The 18,595-nt window shown below is 70.6% G+C and carries 16 protein-coding genes; 10 read left to right on the top strand and 6 right to left on the bottom strand.

Going from position 1 to position 18,595, the window contains the following annotated elements; all coding sequences use genetic code 11:
* Position 1: 1 nt before the first annotated feature.
* Both BKK80_RS34100 and BKK80_RS34095 read right to left on the bottom strand, forming a co-directional pair.
* A complete protein-coding gene (locus tag BKK80_RS34100; RefSeq protein WP_232346442.1) occupies positions 2-1,342 on the bottom strand; it encodes a hypothetical protein in 1,341 nt (446 codons plus the stop codon).
* 39 nt (positions 1,343-1,381) lie between these two features.
* A complete protein-coding gene (locus BKK80_RS34095; protein ID WP_071073555.1) occupies positions 1,382-2,674 on the bottom strand; it encodes an HlyD family secretion protein in 1,293 nt (430 codons plus the stop codon).
* Between the two features lie 558 nt (positions 2,675-3,232).
* On the opposite strand from BKK80_RS34095, the gene BKK80_RS36865 reads away from it, so the two are divergent.
* Together BKK80_RS36865 and BKK80_RS34085 are read left to right on the top strand one after the other, a co-directional pair.
* Positions 3,233-3,730, top strand: a complete 498-nt coding sequence (locus BKK80_RS36865; RefSeq protein ID WP_157903393.1) for a hypothetical protein — start codon at positions 3,233-3,235, stop codon at positions 3,728-3,730.
* Between the two features lie 503 nt (positions 3,731-4,233).
* Positions 4,234-4,716: a BON domain-containing protein gene (locus BKK80_RS34085; RefSeq protein ID WP_157903392.1), complete on the top strand. Its 483-nt coding sequence runs from the start codon at positions 4,234-4,236 to the stop codon at positions 4,714-4,716.
* Positions 4,717-4,841: 125 nt separating this feature from the next.
* Here the strand turns inward: BKK80_RS34085 and BKK80_RS34080 are convergent, their stop codons facing one another.
* On the bottom strand, positions 4,842-5,066 hold the full coding sequence (locus BKK80_RS34080) for a DUF2188 domain-containing protein (RefSeq protein ID WP_071073553.1): 225 nt from the start codon (positions 5,064-5,066) through the stop codon (positions 4,842-4,844).
* Between the two features lie 424 nt (positions 5,067-5,490).
* On the opposite strand from BKK80_RS34080, the gene BKK80_RS34075 reads away from it, so the two are divergent.
* Positions 5,491-5,691, top strand: a complete 201-nt coding sequence (locus BKK80_RS34075; RefSeq protein WP_071017748.1) for a hypothetical protein — start codon at positions 5,491-5,493, stop codon at positions 5,689-5,691.
* A 249-nt stretch (positions 5,692-5,940) separates the two neighbouring features.
* On the opposite strand, the gene BKK80_RS34070 is transcribed toward BKK80_RS34075, so the two are convergent.
* The 3 genes from BKK80_RS34070 to BKK80_RS34060 form a co-directional block, all read right to left on the bottom strand.
* Entirely contained in the window at positions 5,941-7,230 is a 1,290-nt protein-coding gene (locus tag BKK80_RS34070) for an acyl-CoA dehydrogenase family protein (protein ID WP_084545874.1), read from the bottom strand.
* A 236-nt stretch (positions 7,231-7,466) separates the two neighbouring features.
* Positions 7,467-8,390: a response regulator transcription factor gene (locus BKK80_RS34065; RefSeq protein ID WP_071039147.1), complete on the bottom strand. Its 924-nt coding sequence runs from the start codon at positions 8,388-8,390 to the stop codon at positions 7,467-7,469.
* Positions 8,374-11,742 (bottom strand): hybrid sensor histidine kinase/response regulator, encoded by a 3,369-nt coding sequence (locus tag BKK80_RS34060; RefSeq protein WP_071073051.1) that lies wholly within the window; start codon positions 11,740-11,742, stop codon positions 8,374-8,376. Before BKK80_RS34060 ends, BKK80_RS34065 begins: the two co-directional genes overlap by 17 nt.
* 254 nt (positions 11,743-11,996) lie before the next feature.
* Here BKK80_RS34060 and urtA point away from each other — a divergent pair, with 254 nt between their 5' ends.
* The 7 genes from urtA to BKK80_RS34025 all read left to right on the top strand — a co-directional run bounded on the left by urtA (position 11,997) and on the right by BKK80_RS34025 (position 18,531).
* Complete coding sequence (gene urtA / locus BKK80_RS34055) at positions 11,997-13,304, top strand: urea ABC transporter substrate-binding protein (RefSeq protein ID WP_231908196.1); 1,308 nt, start codon at positions 11,997-11,999, stop codon at positions 13,302-13,304.
* Between the two features lie 15 nt (positions 13,305-13,319).
* Positions 13,320-14,234 carry an urea ABC transporter permease subunit UrtB gene (urtB, locus tag BKK80_RS34050; protein ID WP_071017754.1) on the top strand — a complete coding sequence of 305 codons (915 nt, stop codon included), beginning with the start codon at positions 13,320-13,322 and terminating at the stop codon, positions 14,232-14,234.
* A gap of 12 nt (positions 14,235-14,246) precedes the next feature.
* A complete protein-coding gene (gene urtC / locus BKK80_RS34045) occupies positions 14,247-15,380 on the top strand; it encodes an urea ABC transporter permease subunit UrtC (RefSeq protein ID WP_071039145.1) in 1,134 nt (377 codons plus the stop codon).
* Positions 15,381-15,404: 24 nt separating this feature from the next.
* Positions 15,405-16,148 carry an urea ABC transporter ATP-binding protein UrtD gene (gene urtD, locus BKK80_RS34040; RefSeq protein ID WP_071017758.1) on the top strand — a complete coding sequence of 248 codons (744 nt, stop codon included), beginning with the start codon at positions 15,405-15,407 and terminating at the stop codon, positions 16,146-16,148.
* A gap of 39 nt (positions 16,149-16,187) precedes the next feature.
* A complete protein-coding gene (gene urtE / locus BKK80_RS34035; protein WP_071017760.1) occupies positions 16,188-16,877 on the top strand; it encodes an urea ABC transporter ATP-binding subunit UrtE in 690 nt (229 codons plus the stop codon).
* Between the two features lie 62 nt (positions 16,878-16,939).
* Complete coding sequence (gene fmdA / locus BKK80_RS34030; protein WP_071017762.1) at positions 16,940-18,172, top strand: formamidase; 1,233 nt, start codon at positions 16,940-16,942, stop codon at positions 18,170-18,172.
* Between the two features lie 44 nt (positions 18,173-18,216).
* A complete protein-coding gene (locus BKK80_RS34025; protein ID WP_071039142.1) occupies positions 18,217-18,531 on the top strand; it encodes an FmdB family zinc ribbon protein in 315 nt (104 codons plus the stop codon).
* Positions 18,532-18,595 lie beyond the last annotated feature (64 nt).

The raw sequence follows: 18,595 nt of genomic DNA, 5'->3' as shown, positions 1-18,595 counted from the left end.
GTCACTCCTGTTGCGTGGCTGCCGCGCGGCCGGGCGGCGGCGCGGGACATGTCGCGCCCAGGCAGCCGCCGGGACGGAAGGGGTTCCAGCCGGCCGCGGCCAGCACTGCCCAGGCGGTGGCGCCCAGGTGCGGCAGGTGGAAATAGAAGAAGTCGTCCGAGGTGGAGGTCGGGCCGATGCGCAGGCCGGTGCTGATGCGGGCCTGCGGCGTGGCATAGAGCAGGCCGGACGGCGCGCGCTGCGCCTGCAGCAGGCGCCACAGCGGGTCGGTCGGCGGCAGGCGCTGCGCGCCCAGCAGCACCAGGGCCGCCTGCGCCGTCCCTTCCGTCCACATGCCGTCGGGGTCGGCCTTGAAGCCGAAGCCGCCTTGCACGCCGTGGCGGCGCGCCACCCAGTCCAGGCTGCGCTGCCAGGGGCCGGCGTCGTCGGGCATGGCGACCAGCGGCCACAAGGAGGCATCCAGCGCGGACGGGCCCGCGTTCAGCGTCCGGCCATCCTCGCCGGTGCCGATCAGGAAGCGGCCGTCGCCGGCATTCCACATGGCCGCGACGAAGCCGCGCGCGCGCGCGGCTGCCGGGATCCAGCGCGGCGCGCCGGAGGCCTGGGCCAGCCAGTGGAAGGCGGCGTAGGCGTCGACGTTGTGCTCGGTCGATTTCCAGCCCTGGCGCAGCGGCCGCGGCTCTTCGCCGAAGAAGCCGCCGGCGTAGCCGGCCGGCGCGGCCGCGTCGAAGGTGTGCTGTTCGATCCAGCCCATCAGGGCGGCCGCGCCATCGAGATAGCGCGGATCGCGCGTGGCCTGGTGCAGCGCCAGCAGCAGCAGCGCGGCCCAGGCCACGTTGCCGGTCGCGGTGCCCGTCTGGTAGGCATCCTCGAACCATCGCCTGGATGGCTCGTTCCACCAACCGGGCAAGGGTACCGGTCCGGCCGGCACCGGCCCGGCACGGTAGGCGTTGCGCAGGCGCGCGTCATGATAGAAGCGGTCCTGCGCGCCGGCCTGCAGCATGGCGTCGCCGATGCGGCGGGCCCGCTGCGCCTGCCCGCAGGCGATCAGCGCGATGCCCGCCAGCGCATTGTCGTAGACGAAGGCCGCCTGGCGCAGCGCGGGGGCCAGCGGCTCGCCGCCGGGGGCGGCTTCGTAGCTGGCCAGGAACAGGGGGCCGCTGCCCGGGACGGCGTCGGCCAGCCGCGCCAGCGTGAGGCAGCCGGCGGCGAACAGCGCGGCGCGCGGCGTGCCTTGCGGCGGCGGCTGCGCCTCGGCATGCGGCGCGCGGCCCGGCGGGAGCGCCAGGGCCAGGCCCAGCAGGCAGGTCATCAGGATGGAGGCGGCGTGGCGGCTGGACATGACGGCGGGCTCCTGGTGCCGTGGCTTGCCGCGCCCGCCTCAGAGGCGCATCCCCAGCCAGCTGCGTGCCAGGCTCACCTTCGCCCAGCGGCCCATCGCGCAGCGCTGCGCGGCGTCGGCGGTGGCCAGGCGGGGTGTGGCCGGCAGCGGCTTGTCGAGCTTGGCGATCACGTAGATCTCGTTCTTCTCGATGGGCGGGAACGGCACGAAATAGCGCGCCTGCTCGCCGTCCGACGCGCGCGGCAGGATATCGGCCACCGCGGCCGGCAACGCGAACGGCACGCCGTCGACATGGACGCGCAGCCGGGTGCCGGGCAGCAGGTCATCGCTCAGGCTGCGCGGGAACACCGCCACCACCCGGGTCTGCGAACAGTTGCTGGCGCGCGCCAGCGTGGCGCCCGCGGCGACGCGCGTGCCGGGCGCGGCGAGGACGTCCTCGATCACCCCGGCATCGGTGGCGCGGATCTCGAGGTTGGACAAGCGCTCCAGCCTGCTTTGCTCGGTGGCGATCAGCTTGTCGACCGAGGCGCTATAGTCCTGCAGCTGCTGCATCTGCGCCTGCAGCTGCACGATGTCGGCGCTGAGCAGGACATGCTGCTGCTGCAGCGCCGCCACCGGTCCGTCGGTGGCCGAGATGAAGACCTTGCTCTTCGAGGCCTCGCTGTTGCCCACGGCATTGTCCAGCTCGGCCTTGACCGCGGCGCGGGCGTTGTTGAGCACCGAGAGCTGGTAGCGCGAGGCATTGGTATAGGCCTCGCTGACCGCGCCCGCCCATTGCATGGACTGGTTGCGGTTGACCACCTCCTCCTGCTGGTCGACCTGCGCCTTGGCGGTGGCCAGGCGCGCCTGCAGCGCGCGCACATTGGCGGAATGCTCCTGTTCCGCGGCGGCATGGTAGCGCTGCAGGTCGCGCGTGTTCGCGGCCAGCTGCGTCTGTTCGCCTTCGAGCTTGGCCTTGGCCGCGTCGTAGCGCTGCTGGTTGTCGAGTTTCTTGCCGGTGAGCTCGACCAGCAGGGAGCGGTCGATATTGGGGTTCTGCACGGCCATCAGGCCCTGGCCGGCCTGGAAGGGCTTGCCCGCCGGCACCAGCTGCCCGGTCACCACGCCTTCCACCGGCGAGGTGATCAGGGTCACCGGGCTGTTGACCACGGCACGTTCGGAACTGCGCGTGAACACATTGGGGAACATCACCGTCAGCACCGCCCAGACGACGAACAGGATGAAGCCGTAGCCGGCCGTGCGCGGCAGCAACCGCCACAGGGGCCGCGCGGCCAGGGGCCGGCGCGCATCGGCGAGCTGGCCCTCATGCGTCGGTCCGTGGAGCGCCGTCATGGGGCGGTCCGGGCGGGCATCCTGGCGGCGTTCGAGCGAATCGGGCATGACATTCTCCGGTGCGTGGCGCATGACAAAAGCAGAGCCTGCCGCGCGCCGCATGGTCAGCGCGGTGGGCAAGGCGCGGACGCAAGCCGGCCCAGCGCTTAAGCACTGTGCAGACTGGCCCGCTTGTCCCCATTCCGCTTATTGTGTGATGTGCATGTCGATGGCGAATCGCCGCATCGACGCACGATCAGGACGACCGGCGTACCGGCCCGTCGGTTCGCCCCGTAGCACCGGGGCGTGTCACTGGATTGGCCCTCCGGCCACGTTGGTTTCGCGCTGGCAACCGCGAGGCCGCAAAACCAGCACGAGTATCGTAAGGCTAGTCAAGCAGGCAGGCGATTGCTGTAAGAATGTGTAAGGGTCGGCCTTGGCACAGCGCAACAGGATGTAACCCAGGTCGCCATGGCTTTGAGCCTTGTCCTACCCTGTACGACCGTCGAGCCATGCCATGCCGCATGGCTCGATGTTCTGCCAAGGCGGACTTGTCCGCACAGTCGGGAGGCAAGCACGATGCAACGATCACGCGAGCATTTCGCAGCGACTTATCCATTGCAATCAGGCGGCACGCAACTGGTCGAGATATGTGGCCCCGCATTGCGGCGGCTGGGCCCGTTCGGCACGGACGAGGCATGCCGGCAGACCGCCGCCAGGGTCTTGCCGCGCTTGCGGCTGGTGCGCCTGCCCGTGCAGGCGGCGGAGCCGGATGCGCAGGCCGTGCGCATCCTGGCGAATGCCGAGGCGATGTGCGAAGTGTCGCGGCGGTGCATGCTGAAACTGCCGGAGGACCCGGAGCCGCCGGCGCGTGCGTCACGGCGGGCGCGATGCGGCGCGCAGCGTTCCGTGCTGGCGATGGCATTGGCCATGGCACGATCCGGGCACGCTCACGATCCGGCGGCCAGTGCGGCCAGTGCGGAAAGTGCGGCCGGCAGGGCGTTCCGGCCTTGCCGCGGCGGCGCGGGCATCGGAAGACGCGCCACGTCACCGGCCGCAAGGCGCATCGCGCCATAGCGCAACAAAGTGTAAAGCCGTGGCGTGGGGCAAGGCTGACCAGCTATGTTGTAGATAGTCTTTGCTCATCTGTGCCGCCTGCCGAGCCGATCGCGCGAACCGGGCATCGATACGGTGCTTCGCGCGGCCCGATGCCGGCACGCATGCCGCGCGACGCGTCGACCGCCATCCTGCGTCGCCGGTAGTGGTCCTGATCCAGACCGCCGTCTTGGCGGCTCCTTCTTCGCCCGCGTCACACGCGGGTTTTTTTTCCATGCCGGCGGCGTTTCCTGGCGGAGGCGAAGCGTGCGCGCACGCCAGCCGCGAGCGCTTGCGGAGCCGGGCACGCCGCGCGGCCGGCTCCTGGTTCATGGCTCGATGGCCCGGCGGCTCGATGGCAAAACGTAAGGCCTGTATCCAACCGTAAGCCTTGGCCGTGCGGACGAATCTCGGCGCGTTCCGCGCGGTCTGTCTCCACAGGGAGGTCGCAATGCCGCGGGCGCGGCGGCACAGCGCGCTCGGCGGTGATCGACACAAGCGACAAGGGGATTGCGATGAAACCGGTTCAGAAACTATGGGTAGCGGCGATCGTCGGCATGACTGCGGTGGCGGGGCATGCCGCGCCACGGCAAGGGAACGGCCAGCTCGTCGCCGGCCCGGGTGACACGGCTCCTGCGGCAGGTGCGCCGGGCATGGGTGGATATCCTGCGGGCAACCAGAGCGGCGCGGCGGCTCCGGTGAACCCGCGGGCCGATCCTGCTCCGATGGGGATGGCCGCCGAGATGAGCGGCGCCACCAGCGACCGCGCCATCACCATGAACGTCAAGTCCCAGCTGCTCGCGGAAAAGGGGCTGACTTCCTCCGGCATCCAGGTCAGCACGCAGGACGGTGTGGTCCGCCTGAGCGGCACGGTGAAGAACGACAGCGAACGACTGACAGCGCTCAACGCGACGCGCTCGGTGGCAGGCGTCAAGTCGGTGGAAGACGCGATGCGGGTCGGCAAGTAGCGGGCGCAAGGACAAAGGCGCGGCCTGCCCGCCTGCTTGCACGGGAGGCACACCGCAGGCGGGGCAGGCGCGCGGCCCGGCTGGCGCCGCGCGGTCGGGGGCGGGTCGGGGGCAACGACGCTACGCTATGGGACGTACGGGTCGGTGGGAGGCTGGAGGTCCCGCTCGGTCAGCTGGTCGTCGACGCCGCGGATGATAAGCAAGGCATCGTGTTCCCGTGCCTGCTGCACGCCCGCGGCAATGGCGGCCGCCCGGGACGTAAAGCAGCAGCGTTCGCCGCCAGGTCCATCGGAAACCACTTCCCACTGACCATTGCTCGCGCACGCCACTTGGATGGTAGCGATCGTCATGTTCGGCATCGCATCGTCGATATCTGCATAACGAACTTATAGGTGAAGGAGGTGCCGTACGGTATCGGACGACCTCCTACATTGGTGCGTTTCCAGACGGCCGGGCCATCGCGGGCGAGAGCGCTGACAGTCGCCATGTCCTTTGGCTTGCCCATGTGGCGCAATGCCCATCCCGCAGTGCCCGTCCGTCCTCCAGGCGCTGCCGCGCACCCGGTCCCTCCTTGCGGACCTGAAGCGTGTGCGGCGGGAGACTAGACTGGAAGCAGATCACCGGAAGCAGAGAACAGGGGGCCGGACCGGCAGCGATCGCCAGGGCCTGCGCGCGCGCCTGCGCCGTGCGGGAACCGGGGAGCGCGCCATGCCGCCGTGCCGCAGTGTGATGAAGAGGGATGCTCGCCGTGGTGAATCCAGGAGGGCCGCGCTGATGCGGCTGCTCGAGGAGTTCGCGCTCGCCTTGCTCGTGCTGGCGAGCGCCGGCGTGGCATGGCTGTTGTTCACGCCCCCCGGCCACCGTTGGCTGGCCGGCCTCAGCCTGGCCGAACTGCGTTGCCTGGGGGCGTTCTGCGTCGCCGCAGGCGTGCTCGGCGCCTGGTACTGCGCACGTCGCTGGCGCCGCGCCGGCTGATGCCGGCCCGGGCATGCCCGGCCTATGCCGCCATATATGCCGGCATATCTGCCGGCATATCGATATGCCGATTCGATTGTTCCCCGCGGCCCTGGCGCAGTCCTATCCGGCACGTCCGATCCGCCTCGTGGTGCCCGATCCGCCAGGCGGCGCCACCGACGCGCCGGGGCGAGCGCCTGGGCCAGCCGGCGGTGGTTGAGCACCGCGCCGGCACGGCGATCGGCGCGGCCGCCGCCCCTGCCGCCGCACTCAGAACAGGCCCGTGGTCGGCGGCGCCTCGCCCTTCAGCAGCCAGGCGCCGACCACCGCCGCCTTCCACTGGCGCGGATTGTGGTTGGCCACGGTGCGGGCATTGCGCCAGTGCCGGTCCAGGTTGTACTCACGGTCGCAGGACGAGGCGCCGCCCACGTCGAAAGCGAACTCCGAACTCTTCAGCGCGGCATCGACGGCGAAGTACTGGGCCTGGGCCACCGCGATGGAGGCTTCGGTCAGCGATGCGTTGCTGAGCCGGTCGGCCCAGGCCGCGTCGATCGCCTCGGCGGCGCGCAGGGTGGTGGCCTCGGCGGCGAAGACGAGGGCGGCGATCTGTCCGATGGTCTCCTGCACATAGGGGTCGTCCACCGAACGCTGCGCCGAGCTGTGCTTGATGGGGCGGGCCTTCTCGCGGGCGAACCAGGTCGCGTCATGGAGCGCGTTGCGCGCGATGCCGGCCTCGGTGGCGGCCAGGTATAGCTGGAACAGCGGGGTGACCGGGTTGCGGCGGTCGCGCGGGAAGTAGCTGATGCGCAGCTCATCCGCCTCGACGCGGAGATCGGCGAAGCGCGTGGTGCCGCTGGCGGTGAGGCGCTGGCCGATCGCGTCGAAGTCGTCGACCAGCTCCAGTCCGGCACGGCCGCGCGGCACCGCGAAGTGGGTCTCCTTGCCGTGCTCGTCCAGCGCGATGGAGCTGATCCAGTCGGCGTACAGCGCGCCGGTGCTGTAGTACTTGGTGCCGTTGACGACGTAGTGGTCGCCCCGCCGCCGGATGGTGGCGCGGATCTCGCCATGCCTGCCGCCGCGTTCCACACCGCCGTTGCCCACGATCTGGCCCGCCAGCAGGCGCTGGAACCAAAGCTGCCGCTCGGCCTCGTTGTCCTGGCCGAACAGCAGGCCCTCGACGAGGCCGAAGTTCGGGCGCAGCGCCTGGGCCAGGTTGGAGTCCACCGCGGCCAGGTCGATCAGGAAGCGGATCGCGTCGCGCATGCTGCCGCCGGGGCCGCCATAAGCCTTGGGGATGCGGAAGGTCAGCAGGCCGGCGTTGGCGACTTCGCGGGCCAGGGCATACGGTAGTTCCCGTTCGCGTTCACGTTGTGCCGCGCCATGCGCGATGCGGGGCAGCAGGGCCTGCGCGCGCTGGAACAGCGCGGCCGCGTCGCCGGCGGGCGGCAGCGGCTGGCCGGGCGGTGCCGGGTGCGGATTGATGGCGGTGGCGGTGGCGCCGGCGTGGGCGCGTGGAGGCGCGGCGGCGGGCGCCGCCGGCAAGCTGTCGGTATCAGCCATGGCGATGAGGTGTCACGAGAGGGAGGTGGAAAGGGTGGATGCTGGACGGCGACCGCCGATGGTGTCGCGGCCGGCTTCGCCTGGATGCGCTGGCGCGCGGCGGCGCGGTCGTCGCCGAGCCGGGCCAGGCACCACGTTAGCAACGCCGGGCCGCTCCGGCAAACAAGCGTTTCGTCTTTGTATATGCGGTTCTGACTCAGGCCGGCGGCGGCGCGTCCCCCCGGCGCCGGGGCGCGCTACCCCAGGCTGCGCTGTGCCGCCGCCACCGCCGCCGTGCGGGTTTCCACGCCGAGCTTCTCGTAGATGTGCTCGAGGTGCTTGTTGACGGTGCGCGGGCTCATGCCGAGGATCTCCGCCACGTCACGGTTGGTCTTGCCGCGCGCGACCCAGATCATCACCTCGGCTTCGCGCGCCGTCAGCGCGGGGCCGGCGGTTTCGCCGCGCGACAGTTCGACCACGACCACGGTGGTGCCGGCGCCGGTCAGGCGGCGCAGGCGTAGTCCGCCGAGCCCGTCCACCCGGTCCCCTCCATCGGCTCCGGCCTGTCCGTCCTGCGCGGCGGCGCCGAGGCGCTGGAAGGCCTCGCGCCAGGCGGGCGGCAATGGCGCCCCGGCGGCTGCCGAGGCCCAGCCGTGCGCCCGCAGCAGCGCCGTGGCGCTGGCGTTGGCCCACAGCAGGCGGCCATCGGGCCCGGCCGCGCACATCGGCACCGCGCTGGCCAGCACGGCTTCGCGCGCGCTGCGCGCCAGCCGCGCCTTGCCGGCGTGCGAGCGCACGCGCGCCACCACCTCGGCGATCACCACCGGCTTGGTCACGTAGTCGCAGGCCCCGACCTCGAAGCCGCGCACGATGTGCCGCGTCTCGCCCAGCCCCGTCATGAAGATGACCGGCAGGTCGGCGTGGCGGTCCATCATCGCCGAGCAGGTGGCGAAGCCGTCCATGCCCGGCATGTCGACGTCCAGCAGCACGGCATCGGGCGCGAACGCGGCCAGCGCGTCGAGGGCGGCGCCGCCGCTCGCCGCCGCGTGGACCTGCATGGCTTCCTCGCCCAGGGCACGCGCCAGGAAGCCGCGCGCGTCGGGGCTGTCGTCCACCACGAGGACCCGGGTCGCGCCAGCCAGGGCGGGCGAGGAGTCGAGCAGATCAGGATCGGGTGCCATGCAGGGCCTCGCCTAGGGATGCGTTCAGTGCCGCGCAGTCGCTGCGCGCCAGCGCGAGCATGCGGTGCGCCCAGGCGCCGACCGCGCCGCCGCCGTCGGCCAGTTCGGCCAGCAGGGCTTCGAGGGCGCGCTGCCGGCCGCTGGCGCCCAGTTGCAGCAGTTCGCGCAGCAGGTCGGGCGCGGGCGGCTGTGCTGGCGGCTGCGCTGGCGGCGGTGGTTCCAGCCGTGCTTCCAGCTGCGCCGGCGGCGCGGCCAGCGCGCGCCGCACCATGTCGAGCAGTTCGGCCTCGCGCACCGGCTTGCTGACGAAGCCGAGATGGCCGTGCAGCAGGCGTGCCTCCTCGGTGTTCTGGTGCGCGTTGGCCGAGACGATGACGACCTGCGGCGGTGCCGGCTCGGCGCGGATGCGCCGGCACAGGTCCCAGCCGGAGGCATCGGGCAGGTTCAGGTCGAGCAGCACCAGCTGCGGGCGCCACTGGCGCAGCGCGGGCAGCACCGCCGCGCCTTCGCCGGCCTCGCGCACCGCCAGGCCCAGCGGCGCCAGGAAGCCGCGCAGCACCGCGCGGTGCGCGGCGCGGTCGTCGACCACCAGCACGCGCGCGTGCGGCACCAGCGGGGCGGCGGCCGCGGCGACGGCCGGCCGCGCGGCGGCGGCCACGGCCGGCAGGTAGAGCCGCACGGTGAACTCGCTGCCGGCGCCCGGCGCGCTGCGCAGGCGGATATCGCCGCCCATCAGGTCCGCCAGCAGGCGCACGATGGCCAGCCCCAGGCCGATGCCCTCGCGATCGTCGTGCGGGTTGGCGCGTTCGAAGGGATCGAAGATGCGTGCCTGGTCCTCGGCGGCGATGCCGGGACCGGTGTCGGCCACGCTGAGGGTGGCCAGCTCGCGCTGGTGGCGCACGCTCAGCGTGACGCTGCCGTGCTCGGTGAACTTGATGGCGTTGCTGACGAGATTGATGACGATCTGGCGCAGCCGCTTGGAATCGCCGTGCACGTGCGAGGGCAGCGTGCCTTCCACGCGGTAGCGGAAGGCCAGGCCGCGCGCCGCGGCGAGCGGCCGGAACATGCGCACCAGGTCGTCGAGCAGTTCTTCGAGCGCGACCGCCTCCTGCTCCAGGCGCAGCTTGCCGGCCTCGATGCGCGACAGCTCCAGCAGGCCGTCGACCAGGCTGGACAGGTGCTCGCCGGCGCGGCCGATGGTGCGCACGTCCTCGCGCCACGCCGCCGGCGGCGCGGGCGCGCGCAGCAGCAGCTGCGAGTAGCCCAGGATCGAATTGAGGCCGGCGCGCATCTCGTGGCTCATGCCGGTGATGAAGCGGCTCTTGGCCTGGTTGGCCTGCTCCGCCACCTCCTTGGCGTTCTGCAGCAGCGCATCGGTGTGGCGGTGCGCGTCGATCTCCATCTGCAGCAGCACGTTCTGCCGCTCCGACTCCTCCTGCGCCACGGTGCGGCTCTCGTTGGCCAGCACCAGCCACCACGCCGCCACGGCGGCGAACAGCACCAGGCCGGCGCCGATCTTCAGGAACAGGCTGCCGCGCACGGCGAGCGGGCTGGAGAGCTGTTCCTGCGTGTACAGCAGCCACAGCAGGGTACCGAAGGTGAACACCATGCCGGCCAGCACCAGCGCGAACTGGCCGATGCGGCGCGCCGTCGACGGCGGCGTGCCGGCCGGCAGCACGCGCGCCAGCGCGGTGGCGATCTGCTCCTGCGCGCTCGCGCCCGGCTTGCAGCGGTCGCCGCAGCGCGCGTCGAGGGTGCAGCAGAGCGAGCAGATCGGGCCGCGGTAGGCCGGGCAGGCGGCCACGTCTTCCTGCTCGAAGGGATTGCGGCAGATCGCGCAGCGGATGACGGCATGGCGCTTGCCGAAGTCGGCCGGCGCGCGCGCGATGAAGTAGCGCGACTGCGTCGCCAGCGCGATCAGCGGCGGCAGGGCGATGGACAGGGCCAGGGCGATGCCGATCGAGGCCGGGCGCAGGGTCTCGCCGAACACGCCCAGGTGCGCCAGCAGCGACAGCGCGGAGGCCAGCGCCATGCCGCCGAAGCCGGCCGGATTGATGTCGAACAGGTAGGCGCGGCGGAATTCGATGGCGCGCGGCGACAGCCCCAGCGGCTTGCTGATGACGAGATCGGCGAACAGCGCGCCGACCCAGGCCACGGCCAGGTGCGCGTAGAGCGCCAGCACCTGCTCGAGCGCCTCGAACACCCCCATCGCCATCAGCATCAGCGCGATCAGCACGTTGAAGGCGAGCCACACCACGCGCCCCGGGTGGCTGTGGGTCAGGCGCGCGAACACGTTCGACCAGGCCAGCGAGCCGGCGTAGGCATTGGTGATGTTGATCTTGGTCTGCGAGACCAGCACCAGCACCCCGGTCAGCGCCACCGGGACCCAGGCCGGCCAGCTGCCGCCGAGGCCGCGCGCGAAGCCGGCGAGGTACATCTGCGTCGGCTCCAGCGCGTGCGCGATCGGCAGCTCGGCCTGCAGCACGATGAAGGCGAGGAAGGCGCCGCCGGCCATCTTCGCCGCCCCCAGCACGATCCAGCCCGGCCCGGCCGCGATCAGTGCGCCCCACCAGCGCAGGCGGTTGCGCCGCGTCAGCGGCGGCATGAAACGCAGGAAGTCGACCTGTTCGCCGATCTGGGCGATCAATGCCGCGGCCACCGTGGCGGCGGCGCCGAAGGCGTGCCACGAGAAGCCGTCGCCGTCCGCCAGGCGCCCGTTCAGGGTCAGGAAGTCGGCATAGCGGTGCGGCTCGCGCCACAGGATCAGCGCGTACGGCAGCACCAGCAGCACCAGCCAGAGCGGCTGGGTCCACAGCTGGATGCGCGACAGCAGCGTGACGCCGTGCGTCACCAGCGGGATCACCACCAGCGCGGACAGCAGGTAGCCGAGCGGGCGCGGCAGGCCGAACAGCATCTCGAAGGCCTGCGCCATGATGGCCGCCTCGAGGGCGAAGAAGATGAAGGTGAAGCTGGCGTAGATCAGCGAGGTGATGGTCGAGCCCAGGTAGCCGAAGCCCGCGCCGCGCGCCAGCAGGTCCATGTCCAGGCCGTGCCGCGCCGCGTAGTAGGAGATCGGCAGGCCGGTCAGGAAGATCACCAGCGCCGCCGCGCCGATGGCCCACATCGCATTGGTGAAGCCGTAGCTCAGCGTGATGGCGGCGCCGATCGCCTCCAGCGCGAGGAAGGCCACCGCACCAAAAGCGGTATTGGCGACGCGGAAGGCGCTCCACTTGCGGAACGATCTTGGTGCAAAGCGCAGCGCGTAGTCCTCGAGCGTCTCGTCGGCGACCCAGCGGTTGTAGTCGCGCCGGATCTTGCTGATGCGCTGGACGGGTTGGCTGGCGCTCGACATGGACAGGGGCAGGGACCGGGACAGGGACTGGAACAGGGACGAAAGAGGCCGACGGGAAGTCGGAACGATCGGCGATGCCGCTGCGCGACGCAAGAAGCGTGCCGCGGTGCCGCGTACGTTGAATGACGTATGGCCGCGCCGGCGCCGCCGCCGCATAGTCCGCTCAACGCCGCACCGCAGCATCCCCGCGCCGCGGCACCGATCCCGATCCCGAACCCGATCCCTATCCCACCTGCCGCCAAGGAGCATCGACCATGCGTGACAAGAACCGAGACGGGGCCAGCCCCGCGCCGTCCTCGCCCATTCCCGCCGAAGGCCGCGCCGTATCGCTGCCGCGGCGCCGGCTGGTGCAGGGCATCGCCACCCTGCCGGCGCTGTCGCTGGCGGGCCTGGCCGGCCAGGCCGGCGCCGCCAACCCGCCCACCGCGGCGGTCAACACCACCCGGCTGGCCGTCAGCGACGGCGAGGTCATCGTGGGCCAGCTCCACTCGGCCACCGGCACCATGGCGATCTCGGAGACCGGCTCGATCCAGGCCGAGCAGCTCGCCATCGACCAGATCAACGCCGCCGGCGGCGTGCTGGGCCGCAAGATCAAGGTGATCAAGGAGGACGGCGCCTCGGACTGGCCCACCTTCGCCGAGAAGTCGAAGAAGCTGCTGGTCAACGACCGCGTCGCCGCCGTGTTCGGCTGCTGGACCTCGGCCTCGCGCAAGGCGGTGCTGCCGGTCTTCGAGAAGGAGAACGGCCTGCTCTACTACCCCACCTTCTACGAAGGCCTGGAGCAGTCGAAGAACGTGATCTACACCGGGCAGGAAGCCACCCAGCAGATCCTCTGGGGACTGGACTGGGCGGCCAGGCAGAAGGGCGCCAAGAGCTTCTTCCTGATCGGCTCCGACTACATCTGGCCGCGCACCTCGAACAAGATCGCGCGCAAGCACATCGAGAACTTCCTCAAGCTGAAGGTGGTCGGCGAGGAGTACTACCCGCTCGGCCACACCAACTTCAACTCGCTGATCAACAAGATCAAGGTGGCCAAGCCGGACTGCATCTACGCCATCGTGGTGGGCGGCTCCAACGTGGCCTTCTACAAGCAGCTCAAGGCCGCCGGCATCACCGCGGACAAGCAGTTCCTGCTGACCATCTCGGTGACCGAGGACGAGGTGCTCGGCATCGGCGGCGAGAACATCGCCGGCTTCTACGCCGCCATGAAGTACTTCCAGTCGCTCGACAACCCCAACAACAAGCAGTTCGTCGACGCCTTCAAGGCCAAGTACGGCGCCAAGTCGGTGATCGGCGACGTCACCCAGGCCGCCTACCTCGGTCCCTGGCTGTGGAAGGCCGCCGTCGAGCGCGCCGGCAGCTTCGATGTCGACAAGGTGGTGGCGGCCTCGCCGGGCATCGAGCTGAAGAGCGCGCCCGAGGGCTACGTCAAGGTCGATCCGAACCACCACCTGTGGAGCAAGACGCGCGTCGGCCTGGCCCAGCTCGATGGCCAGTTCAAGGTGGTGGCCGAGTCGCCGCAGCTGATCCCGCCCAATCCCTTCCCCAAGGGCTACCAGTAAGCCGAGGAGCCGGTCATGAGTCTCTCCGACATGCTGAACATCGGCCTGATGCAGGGCTTCGCCGGCCTGAGCCTGTTCTCGGTGCTGTTGCTGATGGCCCTCGGGCTGGCCATCATCTTCGGCCAGATGGGAGTCATCAACATGGCCCATGGCGAGTTCATGACCATCGGCGCCTACACCATCTTCCTGGCCTCGGCCACGGTCGAGCGCCTGGCGCCCGCCTGGATGCCGTACTACTTCCCGCTGGCCATCGGCGCGGCCTTCGTGATCGCCTTCGCCGCCGGCTGGCTGGCCGAGTGGGCCCTGATCCGGCACCTCTACCGGCGCCCGCTCGACACGCTGCTGGCCACCTGGGGCCTGTCGCTCGGCATGCAGCAGGTGTTCCGCTCGACCTTCGGGCCCAAGGAGGTCAGCCCCACGCTGCCCGACTGGCTGATGGGCTCGTGGACACCGGCGCCCGGCCTCGACATCCCCATCAACGGCCTCTTCGTGATGGCGCTGACGCTGTGCGTGGCGGGGCTGGTCTGGCTGGCGCTGTACCGCTCGCGCTGGGGCCTGCGCGTGCGCGCCACCACCGCCAACCGCGCCATGGCCAATGCCGCCGGCATCCATACGCGGCGCACCGACCGGCTCACCTTCGCCATCGGCTGCGGCATCGCCGGCGTGGCCGGCGCGGCCTTCACCACGATCGGCTCGACCGGGCCGACCAGCGGCTCGCTATACATCGTCGACTCCTTCCTGGTGGTGACCTTCGGCGGCGCGGCCAGCCTGGCGGGCACGGTGGCCTCGGCCTTCGGCATCGCGCAGACGCAGTCGATCACCGAGTTCTTCCTGACCGGCTCGATGGCGCGCGTGCTGACGCTGCTGCTGATCGTGACCATCCTGATGATCCGTCCGCAGGGCCTGTTCGCCCCCGCGGTGCGGCGCTAACCGGAGTTGCAGATGCCTGCCACGAAATCCCTCCCCCGCGCCGCGCTGGCCGCGCTGCGCGGCGAATGGCTCGGCTACGCCGTGCTGGCCCTGGTGCTGCTGGTGGTGCTGCCGCTGGCGTGCGACGTGTTCCGCCTGAACCTGATCGGCAAGTACCTCAGCTATGCCTTCGTCGCCGTCGGCCTGGTCATGCTGTGGGGCTACGGCGGCGTGCTCAGCCTCGGCCAGGGCGTGTTCTTCGGCCTCGGCGGCTACGCCATGGCGATGTTCCTCAAGCTCGAGGCTTCGGATGCGAAGAGCACCGCGATCCAGTCCACGCCGGGCATCCCGGACTTCATGGACTGGAACCAGCTCACCGCGCTGCCCTGGTGGTGGGAGCCGTTCCGCCACCTGCCGCTGGCGCTGCTCGGCGTGGTCGCCGTCCCGGTGCTGCTGGCCTTCGTGGTCGGCTTCGCCATGTTCCGGCGCCGTGTCGGCGGCGTCTACTTCGCCATCATCACGCAGGCGGTGGCGCTGATCCTGTCGGTGCTGATCATCGGCCAGCAGGGCTACACCGGCGGCGTCAACGGCATCACCGACCTGAAGACCCTGCTCGGCTGGGACATCCGCACCGACGGCGCGCGGCTGGTGCTGTACTTCGTCAACGTGGCCCTGCTGCTGGGCGCCATGGCGCTGTGCCGCTGGATCCAGCACACCAAGCTGGGCGTGCTGCTGCTGGCCATGCGCGACAAGGAGGACCGCGTGCGCTTCTCCGGCTACGACGTCGCCATGTTCAAGGTCTTCGTGTTCTGCCTGGCGGCCGCGCTGGCGGCGGTCGGAGGGGCCCTGTTCACGCTGCAGGTCGGCTTCATGTCGCCGTCCTTCGTCGGCATCGTGCCGTCGATCGAGATGGTGATCTTCGCCGCCGTGGGCGGGCGCATGAGCCTGGTCGGCGCCGTGTGGGGCACGCTGCTGGTCAACGCCGGCAAGACCTACTTCTCGGAGAGCTTTCCCGACCTGTGGCTGTTCCTGATGGCGGCGCTCTTCATCGGCGTGGTGGTGGCCTTTCCCGACGGGCTGGCCGGCCTCTACGGCAAGTACCTGGGCCGCCGCGCCGGCGAGACACCGCAGGAGCCCGCCGACGGCATCCCTGCCAAGACTGCCTGAGCCTGAACCCGAGCGGGAGCGACCATGAGCAATACCGACTTCATGCTGGCCGTCGAGGACCTGACGGTTTCCTTCGACGGCTTCAAGGCGATCGACGGGCTTACGCTCTACGTCGACCGCGACGAGCTGCGCGTGATCATCGGCCCGAACGGCGCCGGCAAGACCACGCTGCTCGATCTCATCTGCGGCAAGACGCGCGCCAGCGGCGGCAGCATCAAGTTCGCCAACCGCGAGATGAGCGGCCTGCCGGAGTACGAGATCGTGCGCGCCGGCATCGGCCGCAAGTTCCAGACCCCGTCGATCTACGAGAACCTGAGCGTGTTCCAGAACCTGGCGGTGTCCTTCCCGCGTGGGCGCGGCGTGCTGGGCGCGCTGGCCTTCCGCACCACCGACGAGGTGCGCCGGCGCGTGGCCGGAGTGGCTGCCGAGATCGGCCTCGGCGACGCGCTGGAGCGCGAGGCCGCGCAGTTGTCGCACGGCCAGAAGCAATGGCTGGAGATCGGCATGCTGCTGATGCAGGAACCGCAGCTGCTGATGCTGGACGAGCCGATCGCCGGCATGAGCGTGCGCGAGCGCGAGCAGACCGCCGCGCTGCTGCGCCGCATCAGCAAGGGGCGCGCCGTGATCGTGATCGAGCACGACATGGACTTCGTGCAGCAGATCGCCCACAAGGTCACCGTGATGCACCAGGGAAAGATCCTGGCCGAAGGCTCGATGGCGCAGGTGCAGAGCGACCCGCGCGTGATCGACGTCTACCTGGGCCATTGAGATGGCCGCCCCAATCCAACGCGACAGGAGGAAGCCCGCATGCTGAGCGTCGACAACGTGGTCGTCAACTATGGCCAGAGCGAGGCGCTGCACGGCGTCTCGTTCGCGGCCGCGCAGGGCGAGACGGTGGCCATCATGGGCCGCAACGGCATGGGCAAGACCACGCTGTTCAAGGCCATGATCGGCATGCTGCCGGTGCGTTCCGGCCAGGTGCGCGTCGACGGCCGCGACGTCGCGCGCGAGGAGAGCTACCGCCGCGTGCGCGCCGGCCTCGGCTACGTGCCGCAGGGCCGCATGATCTTCTCCCACCTGAGCGTCGAGGAGAACATCCTGACCGGCATGCAGCAGGGCAGCGCGCGCCGCATTCCGGAGGACATCTTCGCCATGTTCCCGGTGCTGTTCGAGATGCGCAAGCGCAAGGGCGGCAACCTGTCGGGCGGCCAGCAGCAGCAACTGGCGATCGCGCGCGCCCTGGTCGCCGAGCCCAAGGTGCTGCTGCTCGACGAGCCGACCGAGGGCATCCAGCCGTCGATCATCAAGGACATCGCGCGCGCGCTCGACGAGATCCGCCGCACGCGCGGCATCACCATCGTCTTCTCCGAGCAGGTCCTGAGCTTCGCGCTCGACGTGGCCGACCGGCTGCTGGTCATCGAGGGCGGCCGCTTCGTCCACGAGACCGCCCGCGACAGTACCGACGTCGGCCATATCCGCGCGCTGCTCTCGGTCTGAGCGGCCTTCCCACTCCCACTTCCCACTTCCCACCACCGGCATCCCAAGCAGGAGGCATCGCCATGACAGACACCCTGATCCAGGTCGACCTGGCCCAGTCGCCCTACGAAAACCCCGACGTGCACAACCGCTGGCACCCGGACATCCCGATGGCCTGCTGGGTCAAGCCGGGCGACGATTTCATCCTGGAGACCTACGACTGGACCGGCGGCTTCATCCAGAACAACGATTCGGCCGACGACGTGCGCGACATCGACCTGTCGATCGTGCATTTCCTCTCCGGCCCGGTCGGCGTCGAAGGCGCCGAGCCCGGCGACCTGCTGGTGGTCGACCTGCTCGACATCGGCGCCAAGGCCGACAGCCAGTGGGGCTTCAACGGCTTCTTCTCCAGGCAGAACGGCGGCGGCTTCCTCACCGACCATTTCCCGCAGGCGCAGAAGTCGATCTGGGACTTCCACGGCATGTTCACCTCGTCGCGCCATATTCCCGGCGTGAACTTCGCCGGCCTGATCCATCCCGGGCTGATCGGCTGCCTGCCGGACAAGGCCATGCTGGAGACGTGGAACCGGCGCGAAGCGGAGCTGATTTCCAGCGATCCCGCCCGCGTGCCCGGGCTGGCCAACCCGCCCTTCGCCGCCACCGCCCACATGGGCCGGCTGCAGGGCGACGCGCGCGAGCAGGCGGCCGCCGCCGGCGCGCGCACGGTGCCGCCGCGCGAGCATGGCGGCAACTGCGATATCAAGGACCTGTCGCGCGGCGCCAAGGTCTACTTCCCGGTCTACGTCGATGGCGCGGGCCTGTCGGTGGGCGACCTGCACTTCAGCCAGGGCGATGGCGAGATCACCTTCTGCGGCGCCATCGAGATGGCGGGCTGGGTCCACATGCGCGTGTCGCTGATCAAGGGCGGCATGGCCAAGTACGGCATCCGCAATCCGATCTTCAAGCCCAGCCCGATCACGCCGGCCTACAACGACTACCTGATCTTCGAAGGCATCTCGGTGGACGAGGCGGGCAAGCAGCACTACCTCGACGTGAACGTGGCCTACCGCCAGGCCTGCCTGAACGCCATCGAGTACCTGACCAAGTTCGGCTACTCGCGCGCCCAGGCCTACTCGATCCTCGGCACCGCGCCCGTGCAGGGCCATATCAGCGGCGTGGTCGACGTGCCGAACGCCTGCGCCACGCTGTGGCTGCCGACGCAGATCTTCGACTTCGACATCCGCCCGAGCGCCAGCGGCCCGGCGCGCATGATCCAGGGCGGCGTGGACCTGCCGCTGTCGCCGGACCTGCCCTGACGCGGATCGTCGCGCCCCACCGTTGCCACCATTGCGGAGAACCGATGCCCACCTACGACTACCGATGCGATGACTGCGGCGACTTCGCCGTGATGCGGCCGATGGCGCGGCGCGACGAGGCGGCGCGCTGCCCCGGCTGCGGGGCGTACGCGCCCCGTGCCTGGGTGGCCGCGCCCGCGCTGGCCAGCATGAACGCCGCGACGCGCCAGGCGCACGCGCTCAACGAGCGCAGCGCCAGCGCGCCCAAGGAAAGCGCGCGGCACGGACCGGGCTGCGGCTGCTGCGGGCCGGTGAAGCTGGCGGGGCGCGCCGAGGGCGCCAGGCAGGCGGGCTCGCGGCCCTGGATGATCAGCCACTGAGCGCGACCGCCGGCACCGCACGGAGCCGCCCGGAGCCGCCCGGTGCCGCCCGGTGCCGCCCGGT

Source organism: Cupriavidus malaysiensis, assembly GCF_001854325.1.
GTDB lineage: Bacteria > Pseudomonadota > Gammaproteobacteria > Burkholderiales > Burkholderiaceae > Cupriavidus > Cupriavidus malaysiensis.
The sequence above is the reverse complement of the archived record's forward strand: the minus strand, read 5'-3'. Positions and strand labels throughout refer to the sequence as shown.